Below are 21,441 nucleotides of genomic sequence, written 5' to 3'. Positions count from 1 at the left end.
AACGTCCAACGACGATGATACGCCCTGAACGCCGTACCGCTGCGACTCGCTCGCCCCGTGTCCGCCGACGTCAGCCGAGGTAGCGCACGTCCACGGACCGGATCGTCCCCTCGAACGGGAACGGTGCCTTGTCGTGGTAGTCGAGCGAGACCGGGCTGCCGAGGCACGTGCCGATGTCGAGGCAGTCGTTGGCGGTGAACAGCAGCGGCGCGCTCACCGGGACCTGCCCGGACGCGACGACGTCGCCGTCCACGCGCAGCGTCACGTCGAGCGGTCCGCCCGGCCGCGGCTCCGCGTAGACGGTCTCGACCTCGATCGTGGCCTTTCCGGCCGGGAGCTGCTGCTCCGAGCGGAGCTTGGTGCGCATCAGGATGAACAGGTTGTACTCGTAGCAGAGACGACCGTCCTCCAGGAAGCAGGTCAGGCCGCCGCCGGCGCCGCCGAGGGCGTACAGGACGCCGTTCGCCCGATCGGGGAGGTCGGCGTCGATGACGACGGTGTTCGCGCGGTTGCCCAGCGCGGGTGCGCAGAACTCCGGCATCCGCACGATGTCGCCGGTGAAGCTCCACTCGCGGTACGGCGTGGAGATGCGCATCTCGGGGTGGAAGACCGGGACCCACAGGCCGCCGCCGATCGGGTAGACGCTGTTGCGTGCCGCCTCGATCGCGAAGGTCTCCTTCAGCTGCGCGAGCTTGTCGGGGTGCTCAGCCGCGAGGTCGTGGGCCTGCGTCCAGTCCTCGTCGAGGTTGTAGAGCTCCCAGGTGTCGTGGTCGGGCGTCCAGTCGTGGATGCCCTCGGGGAGCCCCGGGACCCACGGGGTGCGCGGGCCGAACGCGGACGCGATCCACCCGTCGTGGTAGATCGCGCGGCTGCCCATGATCTCGAAGTACTGCGTGCGCAGGCGCCCGTCCGCGTCCGCGTCGTCGAAGGTGTAGGCGAAGCTCACGCCGTCGAGCGGCTGCTGCTCGACGCCGCGGACCTCGCGCGGCGGCGTGATCCCGAGGATCTCGTACAGCGTCGGGACCAGGTCGTTGCAGTGGTGGAACTGGCTGCGCGGCTTCGCCTCGGGGGTGATCGTGCCCGGCCAGCGCACGACCATCGGGTTCCGGGTGCCGCCGAAATGTGACGCGAGGAGCTTCATCCCCTTGTACGGCGTGCTCCCGGCCCACGCCCAGCCCGCGTGGTACTGGTTGTCCGTCTTCGGGGAGCCGAGCACGTCGAGCCCGCCGATCTCGTCGAGCGCCTTGATGTGCATGTCGACGGTGGTGGGGATGCCGTTCTGGGCGAGCAGCTCGCTGATCGTGCCGTTCTGGCCCTCGCCCGAGGAGCCGTTGTCGCCCCAGATGTAGAAGATCAGCGTGTCGTCGCCGTAGCCGAGCCGCTCGACCTCGTCGACGAGCCGGCCGACCTGCACGTCGACGTGCTCGGCGAAGCCGGCGGCGACCTCCATCAGCCGCCGCTGGAACGGACGCTCCTCCTCGGGGATGTCGTCCCAGGCCGGCATGCTCGGGTCCCGGGGCGTCAGGACCGCGTCCTCCGGGATCCACCCCTGGGCCTTCGCCCGCTCGAAGACCCGCTCGCGGTAGGCGTCCCACCCGTCGTCGAAGGCTCCGGCGTACCGGTCCGCCCACTCCTTCATGATGTGGTGCGGGCCGTGCAGGCAGCCGCTCGCCCAGTACAGGAAGAACGGCTTGTCCGGCTCGAACGCCTTGTGCTTGCGGAGCCACCCGATCGCGTCGTCGGCGAGGTCCTCGCTCAGGTGGTAGCCGTCCTCCGGGCGCCTGGGCGGGAGCACGCTGGTGGTGTTGCGCACGAGGTTCGGCTCCCACTGGGACGCCTCGCCGGCGAGGAAGCCGTAGAAGTACTCGAACCCCTTGCCGGTCGGCCAGTTGTGGAACGGGCCGGCGGGCGTCGTCTCCTCGGCCGGCGTGTTGTGCCACTTGCCGAACGCGGCCGTGGAGTACCCGTAGTCGGTCAGGACCTCGGCGACCAGCGCCGTGCTGTCGGGGATGTGGCCCGAGTAGCCGTCCCAGTCGTTGGCCAGCTCCGCGATCTGGCCGTTGCCGATGCGGTGGTGGTTGCGGCCGGTGAGCAGCGAGGCGCGGGTCGGCGAGCACATCGCCGTCGTGTGGAAGCGGTTGTAGGAGATGCCCTGCTCGCGGATCCGGGTGAGCGTGTCCGTGCGGACCTCGCCGCCGAACGTGTCGGGCAGTCCGGGACCGGCGTCGTCGATCAGCACGACGAGGACGTTGGGGGCGTCCTCACCCAGGCGGGGCGGCTCGACGCGCCGCTCGTAGGTCGACTCCTGCATGGTCCGCCCGGCGACCGACGCGGAGGGCGTCGGGGGGAACGGAAGGCTGTCCTGGCGGGGAAGGCGCGGGACGCTGGACTCCATCAAGGGCTCCTCGACGTGAGACGAATGGCCCTCAATGTACGCATTTCGACCGGCTTTGTGGTGGCCGTTGTCTGGCGCGCGGGTGAGCGGTCGGCGGCTATCGTGGCGGCCGAGGCGTGGCGTGGAGGCCGCGCGACGAGGGAGCCGACCATGGCACGTGACCCGAACGTCCCGGACGCCTTCGACGTCGTCACGGTGGTCGTCCTGCGCCGACCGGACGACGCCCCGGAGATGTCCGACGAGGAGCTCGACGCGCTCCAGGCGCGTCACCTCGCCTACCGTGCCGAGCTGGCCGAGCGGGGCCTGATCGTCGCGAACGGGCCGTTCGACGCGCAGAGCGACCCGTCGTACCGCGGGATGTCCGTCTTCGCCTGCGACCCCGCGGAGGCGGCCCGGCTGTCGGCGGAGGACCCGTCGGTGCGTGCGGGACGGCTCGCGTACGACGTGATGGAGTGGTGGACCCGCGCGGGGTCGCTCGCGTTCCCGCTGGCGGGCGGTCCGGTCGGCGAGCGCCGGACGATGCCGGACTGAGTCGTCCAGCAGCCGACGGCCCGCCGCCCGAGTCCCGCGTCAGCCCCCGGTGGCGGCGAGGTCGGGCACAGGGGCGCCGACGGCGTACGGTTCCGCGTCGAACGTGCCGTTCTCCGCGCGGTAGCGGCTCATGTAGTCGGGCCACAGCGCCGAGAGCCGGCCGCTGACCGGGTGCCTGTACCAGCTGCTGCACCCCTCGGACAGCCATACCGTGCCCTCGCTGCGGGCGTCCAGGTCGGCGACGTACGCGTCCTCCGCCTGCGGAGTCGGCTCGATCGGTGCGCCGTTGTCGGCGACGAAGTCGACGGCACCGCCGATGTAGGACGCCTGGCTCTCGATGATGTACACGATCGAGCCGGCGCCGAGGCCGGTGCTCGGCCCCTGCATGACGAAGAGGTTCGGGAACCCGGCCACGCTCGTGCTCGCCACCGTCCGCCCGCCCTCGGCCCAGTGCTCCGACAGGAGCCGCCCGTCACGCCCACGGACGCGATAGGCGAAGGGGAGGTCGGTGGCCTCGAAACCGGTCGCCACGACGAGGACGTCCAGCGCGATCTCCGAGCCGTCGCGCGCGACGACGCCGGTCTCGGTCACCCGCGCGATCCCGCTCGTCTCGAGGTGCACGTGCGACCGGGTGAGCGCGGGGTAGTAGGTGTTGGAGAGCAGGATGCGCTTGCACCCGAGCTCGTACGACGGGGTGAGCCGGTCGCGGAGGTCCGGGTCGGCGACCTGCGCCGTCAGGTGGTCGAGCGCGGCCTTCTTCATCTGGTCCAGGAACGCGGGGACCCCGAGACGCTGGGGGAAGCGGGCCTCGCTGTCCCAGAAGAGGCTCTCGCGCAGCTGTCGCGCCGTCTCGGGGAGCCGCCCGAACATCGCCTTCTCCGCCTCGGAGTAGGGCCGGTCCTTGCGCGGCACGATGTAGGGCGCGGACCGCTGGAAGACCGTCAGCGAGCCTGCGACCTCGGCGAGCTCGGGAACGATCTGGATGGCCGACGCGCCCGTGCCGACCACGCCGATCCGCTTGCCGGCGAGGTCGACGTCGTGGTTCCAGCGGGCGGAGTGGAAGATCTCGCCGGCGAAGGTGTCGAGCCCCTCGAGATCGGGGATCGCCGGATCGGAGAGGTGCCCGCAGGCCGTGACGAGGGTCGTGGCGAGGTGCCGTCCGCGCGACGTGCGGACGTCCCAGCGCTGGGCCTGCTCGTCCCAGGTGGCGTCGAGCATCTCGGCGTCCAGGAAGGTGTGGGGGAGCAGTCCCTCCTCGCGCGCCGTCTGCTCGAGGTAGTCGAGGATCTGCGGCTGGCGGCCGTACACGTGCGACCACGACGCGGACGGCCGGAACGAGAACGAGTACAGGTGCGAGGGGATGTCGCACGCAGCACCGGGATAGGTGTTGTCGCGCCACGTGCCGCCGACCGACGAGGCGCGGTCGACCAGGGCGAAGGAGTGGCGACCCTGGCGCGCGAGACGGGTGCCGACCGCGAGGCCGGAGAACCCGGTGCCCACGATGAGCACGTCGGTGTCGCTGAGGAGCGTCTCGTCCTCGACGGCGGGCACGGGCGGACGGACGGCGGTGCTCACACGGCCTCCTGGAGGATCACGTCGCCCGGCGTCGTCCGCGCCGGGTCGGTCAGGAACGGGTCGATCAGGTGGTAGAGCTCGGCGGGGCGCTCGTGCACCACGGCGTGCCCCGAACGGACCTCGGCGTAGCGGGCGTCGCGGATGCCGCCGAAGAGCAGGCGCGCGTGGTGCGGCGGCACCATCTGGTCCGCGGTACAGCCCACGACGAGCGTCGGCGCCGCGATCGCCGCGACGTCCTCGCTGATGTCGACGGTGCGGTTGAACCGCATCATCACCGCGCGGTCGCGGCCCGCCCCGGCGTTGGCGACGAGACCGGCGAGCTCGGGCGCCGTCCGCGCGAGCAGGTACGCCGGGCTGTAGGCGGTGAACACCATGAACTCCGCGAGGGCCGACGAGCCCTCGGCGTGCAGGCGCGACCAGATCTCGTTGCGGAGCTGCTGCTGCGGGTCCGTCCTGGTCCAGCCCGCGACGAGGACGAGGCTCTCGACCAGGTCCTGTCGACGGCCGGCGAAGGCCGCGGCGACCACGGCGCCGAACGAGTAGCCGACGACCGCGACGCGACGGTTCGGGCTGAGCTCGGCGACGAGCGCCTCGACCTGCTCGACGTACCAGGTGGTGTCGGCGTCGCCGTCGGCCGGAGCGGGGTCGGTGAAGTCGAGCGCGAGGACGCGGTGGTGCTCGGCGAGCATCGGGAAGAGCGCCCAGAAGTGGCTGGTGGCCGTGCCCCCGGTGCCGTGGAGCAGCACGACCGGGGTGCGGGGGTCGTCGGGGTCGGTGGAGTCGTAGGACGTCGCGCGCGCCCGGGGGCCGCGGACGACGCCCTCGCGCACGCCAGGAAGAAAGTTCACGAGATCCCTTGGCAGTCGGTTCGGTAAGTAGTGAGAGCGTACTCTCACAATTTCTGGTCGAGCAATACCGGCGAGCGGTTGATGACTAAATTTCTGGGACGGTTGCTCATGGTGTGGTTGAAAGCGCACTCTCGCGATCGACGGCCCTGAGGGATCGCGCAGGCCCCCGTGTGCAGTACGCTCTGTCCGTGTCCGACTCCGATCAGGGGCCCCGCGACGTGGCCCGGCGCGCACGCCTGGACCGCATCAGGGTCGCCGCCACCGAGCTGCTCCTCGAGAAGGAGTTCACCGCCATCACCACGCGCGACATCGCGCGCCGCGCGGGCGTCGCCGAGGCCACGCTCTTCCGCTACATCAAGGGCAAGCAGGAGCTGCTCACGATGGTCTACGCGGACCACCTCGACGCCCAGCTGAGCGTCGTCGAGGAGGAGGACGCCCGCATCGTGGCGCGCCGCGCGGGCGCGCCGCCGTCGATGGACGCCGTCCTCGAACGGATCTTCCACATCTACCAGCGGCGGTGCGAGTTCTACCAGGCGGCGCCGCACAACGCCTCGCTCTACCTGCGCCAGGGCTTCGACGTGGACCCGGACGTGAGCGCGCGCCCGGTCTCGCAGGGCGACCGGACGATCCGGCTCGTCGTCTCGATCCTCGGCGACGGCCAGCGCGCGGGTGTCCTCGACCCTGCCGTCGACATCGCGCTCGTCGCCCAGAACCTCCACGGCACCTACATGCACGAGATCGACCGCACGCCGGTGCGCGGGTTCGAGCCGAGCACCCTGTGGGAGCGGCTCCGGCCGCGCCTTGAGGTGCAGCTCGTGCCGCTGGCGCGACTCGCGTCCTCAGACACCGCCGCTCCTTAGCTCCCGCCGCAGGATCTTCCCGCTCGCCGTCTTCGGGAGCTCGTCGACGAACCCGATCGCCCGGGGGTACTTGTACGCGGCCATGCGCTCGCGGCAGTGCGCGATCAGCTCCGCCTCGGTGGCCGACGCCCCCGGCTGCAACGAGACGAACGCGTGCACGGTCTCTCCGCGGTACTCGTCGGGCACGCCGACGACTGCCGCCTCACGGACGGCCGGGTGGGTGTAGAGGACGTCCTCGACCTCGCGCGGCCAGACCTTGTAGCCGGCGGCGTTGATCAGGTCCTTCTTGCGGTCGACGAGGTAGAACCACCCCTCGGCATCCATGAAGCCGACGTCCCCGGTCCGCAGCTCCCCGCCGGGGAACGCCGCTGCCGACGCGTCGGGGCGTCCCCAGTAGCCGCTCGCCACCTGGGGTCCGGCCACCAGCAGCTCGCCGACCTGACCCGGCTCGACCTCGTCGTCGGACTCGTCGACGATCCGGGCGCGCACCGAGGCGATCGGGACGCCGATCGACAGCGCGCCGGACTCGGGGTCGACCGGCGCGTGCCGGTCGGGTGGGACGAGATGCGTGATCGACGACGTCTCGGTGAGTCCGTACGCGTTGTGCACGTAGCTCCCGATCACCCCCTCCACCTTCTCGGCCACCGCCGGCGCGATCGGTGCACCGCCGGAGTAGACCTTCGTGAGCGACGCGAAGTCCTCCGGACCCACGCCCGGCACCGCTGCCAGCGCCGTGAAGGCGGTGATCGCTCCGATCGTGAAGACCGGACGGTGCTCGCGCACGAGGTCGACCATCACCTCCGGGTGGAACCGGTGGCCCAGCACGAGCGGCGCCGGCACGAGCAGCGACAGGATCCCGTGGCCGACGAGACCGGTGATGTGGAACAGCGGCGCGATCGCGAGGATCCCGTCCTGGGGGGACAGCTCCATCCACTCGCGGTAGCTGCGCGCGTTGAACACCAGGTTCGCGTGCGTGAGGCAGGCGCCCTTCGGGTCGCCGGTCGTGCCGGAGGTGTAGACCAGGAACGCCGGGTCGTCGGGCTGTGCGGCCGGGACGTCGGCAGGGCGCCGGCCGGTGTGCTCGGCGAGCAGGGCGGTGAGACCGACGGAGCCCGGCAGAGGGCTCGGGTCGCGGTCGGGCAGGACCCGCACGTCGTCGCGTGCCTGGAAGTCCCGTCCCGCCGACGTGATCACGATCTCGACCGCATGGCCGTCCTCGGCCAGCACGTCGGCCGCCACCGCGTGCACCTCGTCGAGGCACAGCAGCGCGCGGGCATGCGAGTCGTGGAGGAGGTGCCGCAGCTCGCGCTGCTTGTACATCGGGTTGACCGACACCGCGATGCCGCCGGCCTTCCAGGTCGCGAGCATGCCGAGCACGAATGACGGATGGTTCTGGGTGAACAGGGCCATCCGGTCCCCGGCGACGAAGCCGCGCTCCTGCAGCGCCGCCGCGAGCGCGTCGGCCGCGGCGTCCAGCTCGGCGAGGCTCATCCGCCCGTCGAAGTACCGGATCGCGTCCTGGTCCGGAGCCCGCCCGACCGCGTCGTCGACCATGGCGAGGAGGTTGTCGAACTCGGGCTCGACGTCGGTCGGCTGGCCGTCGCGGTAGAGGGTGAGCCACGGTCGCTCGGCGTACGACGGGTTGCTCATGCGGAGGCCTTCCTGCTCGGAGCGACGGCGCCGCGCGCCGCCGCTGGACTCACTATTCGTACGACGTGACGCGGTCGGGGTCCAGGCGTACGTCGACCAGAAGCGGTCCCGTACGACCGGCGATCGCCTCGTCGACCGCCGCGAGGTCGCCCGGCGTCGTGACCGTGACGCCGTGGCCGCCCAGCGCGGTCGCGACGGCGGCGAGGTCCGGCCAGGCCAGCAGCGAGAGCGCGGGGTCCATCCCGCGGCCCGTGAGCTGGATGTGCTCGGCCCCGTAAGACCCGTCGTTGGCGACGACGCAGACGAGGTCCAGCCCGTGCTGCACCGCCGTGACGAACTCGTTGAGCCCGCCCAGCACGAAGCCGCCGTCGCCGGCCAGCAGCACGGTCGGCCGCTCGGGCCTGGCCGCGGCGGCGCCGATCGCCATGCCGGCGCCCAGCCCGATGGAGGCGAACCCGGCACCGGCCCACAGCCACGACCGCGCGTCGGTCGCCGACAGGACGCGCAGCGTGTGCAGCGCGAAGCGACCGACGTCCACGACGACGGTGCGCTGCGCCGGGAGCACGGTGTCGAGGTGGCGCAGCACGTCCTGGAGGTCGACCGTGCCCGGGCGGCCGGGACCGGCGAGTCGTCGAGGAGGTTCCGCAAGGCGGGCGGCGGCGCGCTCCGCGAACGTCGACGGCTCGGCGTCGGCCTCCTCCAGCCACCGCACCAGCTCGGTCGCCGTTGCCGCGGCGTCGGCGACGATCGCCGCGTCCGGACGCACGAACCGGCCGATCGCGGATCCGTCGACGTCGCACTGGACCACGGCCCGTCCGTCGAGCAGACCGCCCCTGTCGGTCGTCTCCGGCGTCAGCGACGCCCCGAAGGCGAGGATGCAGTCGCTGTCGGCGATGACCTGCTGCGTCGTGACCGTCGACAGCGTGCCGAAGATCCCGAGGTCGGCGGCCTCACCCGCGAAGAGCCCCTTCGCCTGCGCGGTGCAGGCCAGGGGAGCGCCGAGCAGGCGGGCGAGGCGGACCAGCGGCTCACGCGCGTCGAGCGCGCCCTGGCCCGCCAGCACGATCGGGCGGCGGGCGGACATCACGATCCCGAGCGCCGTGTCGACGGCGTCCTGGTCCGGTGCACTCGGCGACAGCGCGGGCGGCACAAGGACCGGATCGGTCGAGACAGCGGCCTCCTGCCACATGAGGTCGATCGGCACCTCCAGGACGATCGGCCGTCGTTCGGCGCGGGCTCGCCAGAACGCGTGGTCGAGGTCGGCGGCGACGGTGTCGGCGGCGCGGGCCTCCTCGAACCCGGCACCGGTCGCCTCCACGAGCGGACGCTGGACGATCTTCTGCGGTGCGTGCCGCCGCTGGTCCGACGTCCGGCCCGCGATCACCACCAGCGGGATCGAGCTCTTGACGCACTCGACCAACGGGGTCACGACGTTGGTCAGCCCGGGGCCGTGGGTGACGGTGGCGACGCCGACCGCCCCCGTCGTCCGCGCCTGGCCGGCCGCCATCATCACGGCGTTCGCCTCGTGGACGGCACCGACGTACCGACCGCCGAGCGCGCGCACCCAGTGGTCCACGAAGAACAGGTTGGCGTCGCCCACGAGGCCGAACACCACCTCGACCCGGTGCTCGCGCAGACGTTGCGCGAGTGCTGCGTAGGAGGGGGTGGTGCTCAACGGAACGCCGGGATCCCGGTCAGCGCCTGCCCGACGACGAGGGTGTGCATCTCCACCGTGCCCTCATACGTGAGGACCGACTCGAGGTTGTTCATGTGGCGGATCACCGGGTACTCGAGCGAGATGCCGTTCGCGGCCAGGATCGTGCGGGCGGTCCGGCAGATGTCGAGGGCCTCGCGCACGTTGTTGAGCTTGCCGAGGCTGACCTGCTCCGGACGCAGCGTCCCTGCGTCCTTGAGGCGGCCGAGGTGGATCGCCAGGAGGAGCCCCTTCGTGTACTCGAGGCTCATGTCGGCCAGCTTCTGCTGCGTGAGCTGGAAGCCTGCGATCGGCCGGTCGAACTGGGTGCGCTCGGTCGCGTACGACAGGGCGGACTCCAGCGACGCCCGGGCCGCGCCCATCGCGCCCCAGACGATGCCGTACCGGGCCTCGTTCAGGCAGGACAGCGGGCCCTTCAGGCCGCGCACCTCCGGGAAGGCCGCGGACCCCGGGAGGCGGACGCCGTCGAGCACGATCTCGCCGGTGATCGAGGCGCGCAAGGACAGCTTGTGCTTGATCTCCGGCGCCGAGAAGCCCGCGGCGTCCGTCGGGACGACGAAGCCGCGGACGCCCTCGTCGGTCTGCGCCCACACCACGGCGACGTCGGCGACCGGGGCGTTGGTGATCCACATCTTGCGACCGTCGAGGACCCAGTCGTTGCCGTCGCGGCGTGCACGGGTGCGCATCGACCCGGGGTCCGATCCGTGGTCGGGCTCGGTGAGGCCGAAGCATCCGATCGCCGTGCCCTCCGCCATCGCCGGCAGCCAGCGCTGCTTGTGCTCCTCGCTGCCCCACTTCCAGATCGCATACATGGCCAGCGACCCCTGCACCGAGACGAGCGAGCGGATCCCAGAGTCGGTCGCCTCCAGCTCCAGGCAGGCCACGCCGTACTCGGTCGCGGACATCCCCGCGCAGCCGTAGCCCTCGAGGTGCATGCCGAGCACACCGAGGGATCCGAGCTCCTTGGCCAGGTCGCGGATCCCCGGGATCGTCCCGTCCTCGAACCACTCGGCGACGTAGGGGTCGATGCGGTCGGCGCACAGCTGACGGACCGAGGCGCGGACGGCCTTCTCGTCCTCGGTCAGCAACGTGTCGAGGGCGGCGAGGTCCAGCGGCGGCAGGGTGGCGGTGCTCATGTCGGGTTCTCCTTGGTGGGGTCGGACAGCCAGCGGCGGATCTCGTCGTCGTGCTGGCCCAGGCGGGGCGGGGGGAGGTAGCTGGTGACGGGCGTACGGGAGTACGTGACGGGGTGCCGGACCTGAGCGGGCGCGTCGGGAGCGACCGTGACCGTGGGCGAGAGCCCGAGCCGTTCGGCCAGCGCGATCGCGTCACCGACGTCTCCGACCTTGCCGGCCGGCACACCGACGTCGGTGAGCGCGGCGGACCAGTGGTCGGCGGTGCCGTGCCGGAGGCGGGCCTCGAGCGCCGCGACCAGCTGCGGTCGGTGCTCGACCCGTGCAGGGTTGGTCGCGAAGCGCGGGTCGGCTGCGAGCTCGGGGGCGCCGAGGGCCTCGGCGAGCCTGCGGAACTGGCCGTCGTTCCCGCAGGCGACGGCGAGCGGTCCATCGCTGCAGCGCAGCAGCTCGTACGGGGCGATCGAGGGGTGTGCGTTGCCCATCCGTCCGGGCGCGCGGGAGGTGGCGAGGAAGGAACCGGCCTGGTTCGCGAGCGACGCGAGGAGGCTGGAGAGCAGGTTGACCTCGACGTGCTGCCCCAGGCCGCTCTGCTCGCGGGCTCGCAGCGCCGCGAGGATGCCGACCGTCGCGTCCTTCGAGGTGAGGACGTCGACCACCGCGACGCCGACCTTCGTCGGTTCCGCGTCGGCGGCTCCGGTGATGCTCATCAGCCCGCCGACCGCCTGGACGAGGAAGTCGTACCCGGGAAGGTCGGCACCACCGGCGGAGCCGAACCCGGTCACGGAGCAGTAGACGATCCCGGGGTTGGTCACGGCGACCTGCTCGTACCCGAGGCCGTGCTTGGACAGCGTCCCGGTCTTGAAGTTCTCGACGAGGACGTCGGCCCGGGCGGCCAGCCGGTGGGCGAGCTCGCGGTCGACCGGGTCGGCGAGGTCGAGGGTGACCGAGCGCTTGGACCGGTTGGCCGCGTGGAAGTACGCCGCGGTCCCGCCGGGCTCGCCGACCCACGGCGGACCCCATGCTCGGGTGTCGTCACCGGTGCCGGGACGTTCCACCTTCACGACCGTGGCGCCGAGGTCGGCGAGCGTCGCGGTCGCGAGGGGCCCGGCGAGCACCCGGGAGAAGTCGGCGACCAGCACGCCGTCGAGCGGTCCCGTCACGGGAGCTCGAGCTTTCCGTCGACCCGGCGCGGCAGCTGCCACGGGTTCGCGGCGCGAGCAGCCGGGGGGAGCCAGGCGTCGGGGGTGGACTGGTAGCTCACCGGACGGACGAAGCGGTCCAGCGCGGCGGCGCCGACCGACGTGGAGGCCGGGGCCGAGGTGGCCGGCCACGGACCGCCGTGCTGCTGGGCCCAGGTCCACGCCACCCCGGTCGGCCAGTCGTCGACGGTGACCCGGCCCGCGCCGCGGGCGAGCGACGCGAGGAGCACGCCCGCGTCCGGGTCGTCGTCCGTGCCGTCCGTGACGACCGTCGCGGCGAGGCTGCCCTGCAGCCGGCCGAGGACGTCGACGGCCTCGGCGACCGACGCGTACTCGACGACGACGGCGACCGGGCCGAAGCACTCCTCGAGCAGGCGGCTGCCGGTGTGCAGCGCGCGCGGTGGGGCGGTGAGCACGACGGCGTCCGCGGACCACCCCTCGGCGCCGCCCTCGACCCGCGCGACGATCTGCGCGCCGGCCTGGACGAGCTGCTCGACCCCGTCCGCGGCGGCGTCGGCGATGCCGCGGGTCAGCATCGTCGGGCTGGGGGTCGCTGCGGTCAGCGCACGCGCGACGGCGGCCGGCACGCCATGACCGGCGGGTGCGAGCAGCAGCCCGGGCTTCGTGCAGAACTGGCCTGAGCCGAGGGTGAAGGAGCCGACGAAGCCCGCCGCGACGTCCGCCGTACGGGACACGGACGCGGGCGTCATCACCGCCGGGTTCACGGTGCCCATCTCGGCGTAAACCGGGATCACGACGTCCCGTGCGTTGGCGAGCCGCCACAGCGCGAGGCCGCCCGCCTGCGAGCCGGTGAAGCCGACCGCGCGGACGTCCGGGTCCTCGACCAGGCGCACACCGGCGTCGAACCCGACGACGAGGCCGAAGGTGCCGACGGGGGCGCCGGCCGCGGCCAGCGCCTCGGCTGCCAGGTCACCGAGCCGCGCGCACAGCAGGACGTGTGCGGGGTGCGCCTTCGCGACCACCGGGCACCCGGCAGCCAGCGCCGACGCGGTGTCGTTGCCGAGCACGCCGAACCCGAACGGGAAGTTGCTCGCGCCGAAGACCGCCACGGGACCGAGCGGTTGGTTGACCCGCACGAGCCCGGGCGCGGTGGCGGTGGGGTGGTCGACCGTCAGCCCGAGGTACGACCCCTCCACCGCCACGTCGGCGTAGAAGCGCAGCTGGGCGGCGGCCCGCTCGACCTCGCCGAGGAGGCGGGGCAGCCCGAGCGCGGTCTCGGAGTCGGCCAGCCGTGCCAGCTCGTCGCGGTGGTCGAGCAGGCTCTGCGCGAGCGCCTCGAGCCAGTCGCGTCGCTGCGCGGGTGAGGCGGCGGCCACCACGGGGGCGGCCGCCGCTGCCGCCGCCACCGTGCCCGCGACCTCCTCGGGGAGGGTGTCGCGCACCGTCCCGACGAGGTCACCGGTCCGGGGGCGGAAGCTGACGGTCGTCGTCACGCGAGCGCTCCGACGGCGTCCTCGAGGACGGAGACGGCCTCGAGGAGGAGGTCCTCGCCGATGACCAGCGGGGGCAGCAACCGGATGACGTTGCCGAAGGTGCCGCAGGTCAGCGTGAGGACCCCCTGGCTGTTCGCGTAGTCCGCGACCCTCTTGGCCGCCTCCGGCGCGGGGTCGGTCGTGCCGGGCTCGACGAACTCCATCGCCAGCATGGCGCCGCGCCCGCGGACCTCGCCGACGTACGAGCCCTCGCCCGTGAGCGCCTCCAGGCGTGGCTTCACGATCTCCTCGATGCGCCGCGCCTTGGCGGGGAGGTCGTCCCGCTCGATGACCTCCAGCGCGGCGCGGGCGGCCGCGCAGGCGACGGGGTTGGCGGCGTACGTGCCCCCGAGACGCCCGGGTCCGACCGCGTCCATGATCTCCGCGCGGCCGGTGACCGCGGAGATCGGCATCCCGCCGCCCAGCGCCTTGGCGGTGGTGATCAGGTCCGGGACGACACCCTCGTGGTCGACGGCGAACATCGCGCCTGTGCGGCCGAGCCCCGCCTGGATCTCGTCGGCCACGAACACGATGCCGTGCTCGCGGGCGAACGCCGCGACCCGCGCCAGGTAGCCCTCGGGCGGGACGATGAAGCCGCCCTCGCCCTGGATCGGCTCGACGACGACGGCTGCGACGTTGTGCGCCCCGATCTGGCTGGTGACGGTCTCCACGAGCAGGTCGTACGCGTCGTCGCCGGCCCGCTCCGCGCCCGCGACCCACCGGTACGGGTACGGTGACGGCACCTTGTAGACCTCGGGCGCGTACGGGCCGAAGCCGTCCTTGTAGGGCACGTTCTTGCCGGTCATGCTCATCGTGAGCAGCGTCCGGCCGTGGTAGGCGTGCGTCAGCACCACGACGGCGTCGCGCCCGGTGTAGGCGCGCGAGATCTTGATCGCGTTCTCGACCGCCTCCGCCCCCGTGGTGAACAGTGCCGTGCGCTTCTCGTGGTCGCCGGGGGTGATCCGGTTGAGCGTCGCGGCGACGTCGACCGCCGCCTCGTACTCGGTGACCATGAAGCAGGTGTGGGTGAAGCGCTCCGCCTGCTGCTTCACCGCGGCCACCACCTCGGGGTGGGAGGCACCCACGCTCGTCACGGCGATGCCTGCGGCGAGGTCGATCAGGTGGTTGCCGTCGACGTCGACGATGATCCCCCCACCCGCCTCCTCCACGAAGACGGGCAGCGTGATGCCGAAGCCGGCCGCCACCTCCTCGGTTCGCTGCTGGTGCAGCTTCGTCGACTTCGGGCCGGGGACGGCCGTGGCGAGGATGCGCTGCTGCGCGGGGAGGGACATGACTGCTCCTGTCGTGGTCATCAGGGTCGTGAGGTGGGGCGGGCGGTGTGGCGGTCAGGGACGGACGTCCACGAGCGCCTTCCCGGTCGAGGTGCCGTCGAAGAGGCTGAGGAACGCCTGCGGCACCGCGTCGAGGCCGCGGTGGAGGGTCTCCTCGACGGTGACGCGGCCCTCGGTGAGGTGCTCGGCCATCTCGGCGTGGAACGGGTCCCACTCGTCCTCGTGGTCGAAGACGAGGAACCCTTCCGCGCGCAGCCGCTGGGAGAGGAGGAGGCCGGTGTTCTTGAGCGTGTACGGCTCGCCGTTGTAGGTCGAGATCGAGCCGCAGAGGGCGAGCCGGCCGTGCGGGCGCATCGCGGCGAGCGCCTCGTCGAGCTGGACGCCGCCGACGTTGTCGAAGACGACGTCGAGCCCGTCAGGCACCTGGGCCGCGACGTAGTCGGCCAGCGACCTCTCCTTGTAGACGAAGGCGTCGGTGAAGCCGAGCCTCTCGGTGACGTACGCCGCCTTCTCGGCCGAGCCGACCGACCCGATGACGCGGCTCGCGCCCCGCGCGAGCGCGAGCTGGCCCGCGGCGGCGCCGACGGCGCCGGCCGCGCTCGTGACCAGCACGACGTCGCCGGGCCGGACGTCGGCGACGCGGGCGACGCCGAGCCAGGACGTGAGGCCCGGGTGGCCCATCACGCCCAGGTACGACGACTCCGGCGCCCGCGCGACGTCGATCGCTCGCACGGCGGAGGTCGGCACGAGGGAGTGCTCGCGCCACCCGACCCGGTGGAACACGTGGCTGCCCTCGGGGAACCGCGGGTCGCGGGAGGCGACGACCTGCCCGACGGCACGACCGGTGACCGGCTCGCCGACCTGGTACGTCGCGACGTAGGAGTCGCCGCCGTTCATGAGGCCGCGCTGGCCGGGATCCACCGAGAGGAAGTGGTTCTCGACCACCACCTCGTCGGGCCCCGGGTCGGGCACGGTGAGGTCACCGACGGCGAAGTCGGCCAGGACGGGCATCCCCTCGGGACGCCGGGCCAGCAGGACGGCACGTGAGGTGAGCGCCATCAGGACCGGAACTCCTTGACGACGTCGCCGATCACCTTGCGCTGGACGAACTTCCACCCGTCCTCGGTCCGGCGCAGGACGTCGCGGTACATCGACGACCGGTCGACCCGCGGGGCGGCGAGGTCGCGTCCGTCGATGGTGACGATGTACGCGACGCCGGTGGCGTCCTCCGGGCCGTCGGGGGTGTCGCTCAGGATGATGTTGTCGTTGAGGTGCTTGAAGCCGCCGGCCTGCGCGTCGATCGCCTGCTGCATGAAGTCGCGGATGGCGGCCTTGCCGACCACGAGCTCAGGGAAGCGGTAGTGGTCGTACGAGCAGTCCTCGACGAAGAACTCGGTCATCTTCTCGGCGTCGCCCAGGATGTCGACGGTGAAGTTGTACTGGTAGTACAGCTCCCAGATCTCGACCTTGTCCTCAGCACTGAGTGCCATGGCTTCTCACTCCTTCTCTTCGGGTGCGGTGACGGGTGGCGTGCGGGTCAGACGGCGAAGGCCGGTGGGACGCGGCCGGCCCACTCGAGCTCCTGCTCGAGCGACTGGGCGAGGCGGAGGATGGTGGTCTCGTCGTACGGCGAGCCGACGAGCTGCGCGCCGACCGGGAGCCCGTCCGCGTCGGTGCCGACCGGGACGCTGATCGCCGGGAGACCGAGGATGTTCGCGTACGCGTTGAACGCCAGCATCCGTGCCTCGCGCGGGCTGCTGCCGTCCAGGAGCTCGTTGGCCTCGGCGAGGATCACGCCGACCGGCGGGACCTGGCACGCCAGGGTGGGACTGACCAGCACGTCGAAGTCGCGGCGCCAGTGGGCGACCATCCGGCGGCACTCCAGGTGCATCCGCAGGACGGCCTTCGCGTACTCGCTGGACGGGAGGTCCTCGGCCATCTTCCGGCGGGCGACGATGAAGGGCTCGGACTGCGTCGGGTCGTCGTACGGCACCGTGTGCAGGGACGCCGCGATCACCACCCGGCTGTAGATCCTCAGTGCCTCGGTGCTGATGAAGCCCGCCGAGACGGGGACGACGGTGTGGCCCGCTGCCTCCAGCAACCGGGCCGTACGCTCCGCGGTCTCGGCGCACACCGGGTCGACCTCGACCCCGTTCGGGGCGTCGAGCATGAGCCCGATCCGCAGCGGCTCGGCCGGCTGCGTGTAGCTCTCGCCGAACGGGCGCTCCGGCGCCGGAGCGCGGTACCAGCCCAACGAGTCCTCGACGGAGAGGTAGTCGAGGGTCCGGGCGGCGTCCTCGACGGTGCGGGTGACGACGCCCTGGGTCGTGCCGTGCTCCCAGCCGAGGACCTTGGCGGGGACGCGCGCGCGGCTCGGCTTGAGACCGACGAGCCCGGTCGCCGCGGCCGGCATCCGGATCGAGCCCCCGCCGTCCGAGGCGCTCGCGATCGGCGCCAGGCCGGCGGCGACCGCGGCCGACGCTCCGCCGCTGGACCCGGCCGGCGTCCGCTCCAGGTTCCACGGGTTGCGCGTGATGCCGTACCGGCTGTTCTCGGTCACCTGGGTCATGCCGCCCTCGGGCGAGTTCGTCCGACCCATCAGGAGGAAGCCCGCGTTGAGGATGCGGTCGACGACGAGGTCGTTCTCCGGCTGCGGCTCGGTCGACGTGCCGAGCCCGCCCCGGGTGTTCGGCTGACCCGCGACGGACACCAGGTCCTTGATCGGCATCGGCACCCCGTGGAAGAACGGCAGCGACCCGCCGGAGCCCAGTGCCGCCTCCGCCGCCTTGGCGGCCTGGCGGACCTCGTCGTCGTTGCGCCACACGATCGCGTTGACGGCGTCGTTGTGCTTGTCGATCCGCGCGAGGTAGAGGTCGACGACCTCGACCGGGCTGATCGCCCCCGCGCGGATCGAGCGCGCGACGTCGCTGGCGGAGCTGAACGGATCCATGGATCTCCTTGGGTGGCGAGTGGGTGCGCGTCAGGCGTTGACGGCGAGACGGCGCTGCGGCTTCCAGCCGCGATGGGGGACCGCCTCGAGCAGGCGGCGCGTGTAGTCGGCCTGCGGGTCGGTGAGCACCGCGTCGGTGGTGCCCTCCTCGACCACGCGGCCGCGGTGCATGACGATCGCGGTGTCGGTGACCTGCTGGGCGACGGCGAGGTCGTGCGTCACGAAGAGGTACGTGACGTCGCTCTCCGCGCGCAGGTCGTTCAGCAGGTTCAGGATCTGGGCCTGGATCGAGACGTCGAGCGCGGCGACGGCCTCGTCGAGGATCAGGACCTCCGGGTCGACCGCGAGCGCGCGGGCGATCGCCACGCGCTGGCGCTGGCCGCCGGAGAGGCTTCCCGGCCGCATCGCGAGGTGACGCTGGTCGAGGCCGACGCGACGCAGCTGCGTCAGGGCGACCTCGGCGCACGCGTCCCGGTCTGCGATCCCGTGCAGCCGGAGGATCTCCGCGAGACCGTCGCCGATCGTCTGCCGCGGGTCGAGCGAGGAGTAGGGGTCTTGGAAGACCATCTGGATCCGACGGGCACGCGCCAGCCGGGCCGCCGCACCGCGTCCGGAGTGGACGAGCGGGGTGCCGTCGAGCAGGAGCTCGCCGGACGTCGGCGTCTCCAGCCCCGCGATCATCCGGACGACGGTCGTCTTGCCCGACCCGGACTCGCCGACGATCGCGAGCGCGCCGCCACGTGCGACGTCGAAGCTGATGCCGTCGACGGCGACGACGGGCGCCCCGCGTCGGCCGCCGCCGAACTCCTTGCGGAGGTCCCGGGCACTGAGCTGCGGTGTGGTGGTCATGAAGGCTCCTTGTCCTGACCTGGTTCGGCCGGCGCGAGAGCCCCGTCGGCGTCGGCGAGGGGGAGGAGCGCGCCGTCGAGCTCCTCGGCGCGGTGGCACGCCACCTGCCGGCCCTGCAGCGGACGGAGCTGGGGACGCTCGCTGACGCACTGCTCGGTGACGAAGGCGCAGCGCTCGGCGAAGACGCATCCGTCGCCGACCTCGAAGCCGGAGGCCGGGCGTCCCGGCACCGTCCGCAGACGTGCCCGCACCCCGATCTCCGGGCGTGCGGCGAGGAGCCCGGCGGAGTACGGGTGCAGCGGGCGCTCGACCAGGTCGTCGCCGTCGGCGACCTCCACCACCTGGCCGGCGTACATGACGGCGAGGCGGTCGCAGGCCGCCCCCGCCAGGTCGAGGTCGTGCGTGATGAGCAGGATCGAGAGGCCGCGCTGCTCCTGGGCCTCCCGGAGGATCGCGATGACCTCTTCCTGCGTGGTCACGTCGAGAGCCGTGGTCGGCTCGTCGGCGAGGATCACGTCCGGCTCGGTCGCGAGGGCCGCGGCGATCATGACGCGCTGCAGGAGTCCGCCCGACAGCTCGTGCGGGTACTGGGTCAGGCGGCGGGCGCCGTCAGCGATCCCGACGGCGGCGAGCAGGTCGACGACCCTCTGCTCCGCCTCGCGCCGCGGGACCTTCTGCACCTGGCACAGGCCCTCGACGAGGAAGTCGCCGACGGTCCGCAGCGGGTTGATGTGCGCGTGCGGGTTCTGGTAGATCATCGCGATGCTCGACGCCCGGTACGCCCGGAGCCGGCGCGGGTTCATCGCCTGGACGTCCTCGCCCTCGAAGCGGATCGCCCCGTCGACCTCGGCGCCCGCGGGCAGCATGCGCATCAGTGCGCGCGCCGTCATCGACTTCCCGGACCCCGACTCGCCGACCAGCCCGACCGCCTCGCCGCGACCGATCGTCAGCGTCACGTCGTGGATGACCGGTGCGGGCTTTCCGTCGACCGGGATGCGGACGCGGAGGTGCTCGACGGCGACGGCCGGGACGACGGTGCTCTCCGCGAGCGTGGTCGTGGGCTCGAGCGTGTTCATCGACCCTCCTTCTGGGCGGCTGCGGCGAGTCGTTCACCGAGGATGTTCACGGCGATGACGACGACCAGGACGGCGACGCAGGCCGTCAGCGACTCCCACGGCTTGCCGGCGAGCAGGTCGGCCTGACCGGTCGAGATCTGCAGGCCCCACTCGGCGGCGGGTGCCTGGACCCCGAGACCGATGTACGAGACGGCGGCCAGGTCGACGAGGGCCGTTCCGAGCGCGATCGTGACGTGCGCGCGGACGAACGGGAAGATGTTCGGCAGGAGGTGGCGCACGCAGATCGTCCAGCCGGAGACGCCGAGCATCTGTAGCGCGTTCACGTAGGTCATCGACCGCTCCCGCAGCGCGACCGGACGGAGGACCCGCGCGATGTAGGGGATGAACGCGATCGAGAAGGCGACGATCGGGCCCGTGATGCCGGCGCCGACGATGGCGACGACCACGATCGCGAGGATCAGCCCCGGGAAGGAGAAGAGGACGCTCAGCGCCTTCCCGACGAACCGGTCGTACCGGCCGCCGATCCAGACCGAGGACAGCACGAGGGCCACGGCGCACACCGTGGCGACCCCGATGACGACCACGGGGCCGAGCAGGCTGAGGCGCGTCCCGTAGATCAGGCGGGACAGCAGGTCGCGGCCGAGCGCGTCGGTGCCGAGGAGGTGGGCGGCGCTCGGGCCCTGCGACGCCGAGAGGATGTCGGTCTCGTCCGGCGCGTACGGGGCGAGGACCGGGGCGAGCACGGCGACCAGCACGAGAAGGCCGAGGAAGATCGTCAGCCCGAGGGCGACACGGTCCTGACGCAGCACCGAGCGTCGGGCGGGCTGCCCGGAGCGCAGGCGGCGAGCACGTCGCGGCGGCGGCGTGACGAGTCCGGTACTGGTCATCGGTCCACTCCTCGAGTACGCAGCCGCGGATCGATCGCCAGCTGGATCAGGTCCGCGATGACGGTGACGGCGATGAAGACGACGACGATGAGCATGGTGATCGCCATGACCACCTCGGCGTCGTGCCGCAGGATCGACTGGACGAGGAAGGCGCCGATGCCGTCGATGCTGAAGGCGCGCTCCACCACCACGGACCCCGCGATCAGGCCGCCCATCGTCAGGCTGATGACGCTGACGATCGGTGCGGCTCCGTTGCGCATCACATGACGACGGAAGATCGCGTTCTCCGTGAGCCCGCGCCCGACCGCGGTCTCGACGTGCTCCCGTCCGAGCTGTTCTCGGAAGCTGGCGCGGGATATCTGGGCGACGAGGGCGATCCACGAGAGGGAGAGCGCGATGGCGGGAAGCGTCAGCGAGTGGATCGTGGACGCCAGGCCGTTGCCGGTGTCGGCGAGCGCCGGGAACCAGCCCAGTGAGATCGCGAACACCTGGATCAGGAAGATCGCGGCGACGAACGTCGGCAGCCCGACGAACACGCTGCTCGCCACGGTCAGCGTGGAGCTCATGCGGCGGTTGCGGGCCGCGAGGACGCCGAGGCCGATCCCGACGACGGCGACGAGCAGCGTGGCGTACAGATCGAGCATGAGGGTCGCTCCGAGCCGGGGCTTCAGGAGCGTGAGCACGCTCTGACGGTGCTGGAGCGACTGGCCGAAGTCGCCGGTGACGAACCCTCCGAGCCAGTCGAAGTAGCGGATCCACGCGGGTCGGTCCAGGCCGAGGTTGTGCCGGACCTGCTCCACCTCCGTGGCGGTCGCGTCCGTGCCGGCGATCTCGGCGGCCGGGTCCCCGGGGACGAGCTGCATGGCCGCGAAGATGACGGCACTGGCCACCAGGATGGTGACGAGCGCGCCGATCACGTTCTTGAGAACGCTCCGCATCCCCTTGCTCCCTTCGTGTCGGGTGGTGTCCTGCGATGCGGAGGTGGG

18 protein-coding genes are annotated in these 21,441 nt (G+C 72.2%); 2 read left to right on the top strand and 16 right to left on the bottom strand.

Annotated features, from left to right (window positions below; all coding sequences use genetic code 11):
• Nucleotides 1-70: 70 nt before the first annotated feature.
• Complete coding sequence (locus tag ACQSSQ_RS21420; protein ID WP_431329170.1) at nt 71-2,395, bottom strand: arylsulfatase; 2,325 nt, start codon at nt 2,393-2,395, stop codon at nt 71-73.
• 150 nt (nt 2,396-2,545) lie between these two features.
• Here ACQSSQ_RS21420 and ACQSSQ_RS21415 point away from each other — a divergent pair, with 150 nt between their 5' ends.
• Nucleotides 2,546-2,926: a YciI family protein gene (locus tag ACQSSQ_RS21415; RefSeq protein WP_431329169.1), complete on the top strand. Its 381-nt coding sequence runs from the start codon at nt 2,546-2,548 to the stop codon at nt 2,924-2,926.
• A gap of 39 nt (nt 2,927-2,965) precedes the next feature.
• On the opposite strand, the gene ACQSSQ_RS21410 is transcribed toward ACQSSQ_RS21415, so the two are convergent.
• The gene (locus ACQSSQ_RS21410; protein WP_431329168.1) at nt 2,966-4,501 is read right to left on the bottom strand and encodes a flavin-containing monooxygenase; all 1,536 of its coding nucleotides are present in this window, start codon (nt 4,499-4,501) and stop codon (nt 2,966-2,968) included.
• On the bottom strand, nt 4,498-5,349 hold the full coding sequence (locus ACQSSQ_RS21405; protein ID WP_431329167.1) for an alpha/beta fold hydrolase: 852 nt from the start codon (nt 5,347-5,349) through the stop codon (nt 4,498-4,500). Before ACQSSQ_RS21405 ends, ACQSSQ_RS21410 begins: the two co-directional genes overlap by 4 nt.
• 188 nt (nt 5,350-5,537) lie before the next feature.
• Between ACQSSQ_RS21405 and ACQSSQ_RS21400 the strand changes: the two genes are divergently transcribed.
• On the top strand, nt 5,538-6,209 hold the full coding sequence (locus ACQSSQ_RS21400; RefSeq protein WP_431329166.1) for a TetR/AcrR family transcriptional regulator: 672 nt from the start codon (nt 5,538-5,540) through the stop codon (nt 6,207-6,209).
• Here the strand turns inward: ACQSSQ_RS21400 and ACQSSQ_RS21395 are convergent.
• From ACQSSQ_RS21395 to ACQSSQ_RS21335, 13 genes are read right to left on the bottom strand one after another with little or no spacing between them, the layout of a single operon-like run.
• Nucleotides 6,189-7,859 (bottom strand): AMP-binding protein, encoded by a 1,671-nt coding sequence (locus ACQSSQ_RS21395; RefSeq protein WP_431329165.1) that lies wholly within the window; start codon nt 7,857-7,859, stop codon nt 6,189-6,191. The genes ACQSSQ_RS21400 and ACQSSQ_RS21395 overlap by 21 nt on opposite strands.
• A 52-nt stretch (nt 7,860-7,911) precedes the next feature.
• On the bottom strand, nt 7,912-9,534 hold the full coding sequence (locus tag ACQSSQ_RS21390) for a thiamine pyrophosphate-binding protein (RefSeq protein ID WP_431329164.1): 1,623 nt from the start codon (nt 9,532-9,534) through the stop codon (nt 7,912-7,914).
• Nucleotides 9,531-10,709: an acyl-CoA dehydrogenase family protein gene (locus ACQSSQ_RS21385; protein WP_431329163.1), complete on the bottom strand. Its 1,179-nt coding sequence runs from the start codon at nt 10,707-10,709 to the stop codon at nt 9,531-9,533. The genes ACQSSQ_RS21390 and ACQSSQ_RS21385 overlap by 4 nt, the downstream gene beginning before the upstream one ends.
• Nucleotides 10,706-11,869 (bottom strand): CaiB/BaiF CoA transferase family protein, encoded by a 1,164-nt coding sequence (locus ACQSSQ_RS21380; RefSeq protein ID WP_431329162.1) that lies wholly within the window; start codon nt 11,867-11,869, stop codon nt 10,706-10,708. Before ACQSSQ_RS21380 ends, ACQSSQ_RS21385 begins: the two co-directional genes overlap by 4 nt.
• Nucleotides 11,866-13,362, bottom strand: coding sequence for an aldehyde dehydrogenase family protein (locus tag ACQSSQ_RS21375; RefSeq protein WP_431329161.1), 1,497 nt, complete (start codon nt 13,360-13,362; stop codon nt 11,866-11,868). The genes ACQSSQ_RS21380 and ACQSSQ_RS21375 overlap by 4 nt, the downstream gene beginning before the upstream one ends.
• Complete coding sequence (gene gabT / locus ACQSSQ_RS21370; RefSeq protein ID WP_431329160.1) at nt 13,359-14,693, bottom strand: 4-aminobutyrate--2-oxoglutarate transaminase; 1,335 nt, start codon at nt 14,691-14,693, stop codon at nt 13,359-13,361. The genes ACQSSQ_RS21375 and gabT overlap by 4 nt, the downstream gene beginning before the upstream one ends.
• 54 nt (nt 14,694-14,747) lie before the next feature.
• Nucleotides 14,748-15,752, bottom strand: coding sequence for an NADP-dependent oxidoreductase (locus tag ACQSSQ_RS21365; protein ID WP_431329159.1), 1,005 nt, complete (start codon nt 15,750-15,752; stop codon nt 14,748-14,750).
• Nucleotides 15,752-16,183, bottom strand: coding sequence for a nuclear transport factor 2 family protein (locus ACQSSQ_RS21360; RefSeq protein WP_431329158.1), 432 nt, complete (start codon nt 16,181-16,183; stop codon nt 15,752-15,754). The genes ACQSSQ_RS21365 and ACQSSQ_RS21360 overlap by 1 nt, the downstream gene beginning before the upstream one ends.
• A 47-nt stretch (nt 16,184-16,230) precedes the next feature.
• Complete coding sequence (locus ACQSSQ_RS21355) at nt 16,231-17,643, bottom strand: amidase (RefSeq protein ID WP_431329157.1); 1,413 nt, start codon at nt 17,641-17,643, stop codon at nt 16,231-16,233.
• A gap of 30 nt (nt 17,644-17,673) precedes the next feature.
• A complete protein-coding gene (locus ACQSSQ_RS21350; protein ID WP_431329156.1) occupies nt 17,674-18,492 on the bottom strand; it encodes an ABC transporter ATP-binding protein in 819 nt (272 codons plus the stop codon).
• Nucleotides 18,489-19,568 carry an ABC transporter ATP-binding protein gene (locus ACQSSQ_RS21345; RefSeq protein ID WP_431329155.1) on the bottom strand — a complete coding sequence of 360 codons (1,080 nt, stop codon included), beginning with the start codon at nt 19,566-19,568 and terminating at the stop codon, nt 18,489-18,491. Before ACQSSQ_RS21345 ends, ACQSSQ_RS21350 begins: the two co-directional genes overlap by 4 nt.
• The gene (locus tag ACQSSQ_RS21340) at nt 19,565-20,455 is read right to left on the bottom strand and encodes an ABC transporter permease (RefSeq protein WP_431329154.1); all 891 of its coding nucleotides are present in this window, start codon (nt 20,453-20,455) and stop codon (nt 19,565-19,567) included. The genes ACQSSQ_RS21345 and ACQSSQ_RS21340 overlap by 4 nt, the downstream gene beginning before the upstream one ends.
• The gene (locus tag ACQSSQ_RS21335; RefSeq protein WP_431329153.1) at nt 20,452-21,393 is read right to left on the bottom strand and encodes an ABC transporter permease; all 942 of its coding nucleotides are present in this window, start codon (nt 21,391-21,393) and stop codon (nt 20,452-20,454) included. Before ACQSSQ_RS21335 ends, ACQSSQ_RS21340 begins: the two co-directional genes overlap by 4 nt.
• Between the last annotated feature and the right edge of the window lie 48 nt (nt 21,394-21,441).

Source organism: Mumia spirodelae (assembly GCF_050632745.1).
In the GTDB taxonomy this organism is placed as follows: Bacteria; Actinomycetota; Actinomycetes; order Propionibacteriales; family Nocardioidaceae; genus Mumia.
Note: the sequence above shows the minus strand (reverse complement) of the source record. Positions and strands in the feature narration are given on the sequence as shown.

Bases quoted from the DNA above. Each gene is read 5' to 3' on its own strand.
- gabT (WP_431329160.1), bottom strand. From the start codon at position 14,693: ATGTCCCTCCCCGCGCAGCAGCGCATCCTCGCCACGGCCGTCCCCGGC.
- ACQSSQ_RS21335 (WP_431329153.1), bottom strand. From the start codon at position 21,393: ATGCGGAGCGTTCTCAAGAACGTGATCGGCGCGCTCGTCACCATCCTG.
- ACQSSQ_RS21420 (WP_431329170.1), bottom strand. From the start codon at position 2,395: ATGGAGTCCAGCGTCCCGCGCCTTCCCCGCCAGGACAGCCTTCCGTTC.
- ACQSSQ_RS21385 (WP_431329163.1), bottom strand. From the start codon at position 10,709: ATGAGCACCGCCACCCTGCCGCCGCTGGACCTCGCCGCCCTCGACACG.
- ACQSSQ_RS21345 (WP_431329155.1), bottom strand. From the start codon at position 19,568: ATGAACACGCTCGAGCCCACGACCACGCTCGCGGAGAGCACCGTCGTC.
- ACQSSQ_RS21415 (WP_431329169.1), top strand. From the start codon at position 2,546: ATGGCACGTGACCCGAACGTCCCGGACGCCTTCGACGTCGTCACGGTG.
- ACQSSQ_RS21395 (WP_431329165.1), bottom strand. From the start codon at position 7,859: ATGAGCAACCCGTCGTACGCCGAGCGACCGTGGCTCACCCTCTACCGC.
- ACQSSQ_RS21350 (WP_431329156.1), bottom strand. From the start codon at position 18,492: ATGACCACCACACCGCAGCTCAGTGCCCGGGACCTCCGCAAGGAGTTC.
- ACQSSQ_RS21360 (WP_431329158.1), bottom strand. From the start codon at position 16,183: ATGGCACTCAGTGCTGAGGACAAGGTCGAGATCTGGGAGCTGTACTAC.
- ACQSSQ_RS21365 (WP_431329159.1), bottom strand. From the start codon at position 15,752: ATGGCGCTCACCTCACGTGCCGTCCTGCTGGCCCGGCGTCCCGAGGGG.
- ACQSSQ_RS21355 (WP_431329157.1), bottom strand. From the start codon at position 17,643: ATGGATCCGTTCAGCTCCGCCAGCGACGTCGCGCGCTCGATCCGCGCG.
- ACQSSQ_RS21340 (WP_431329154.1), bottom strand. From the start codon at position 20,455: ATGACCAGTACCGGACTCGTCACGCCGCCGCCGCGACGTGCTCGCCGC.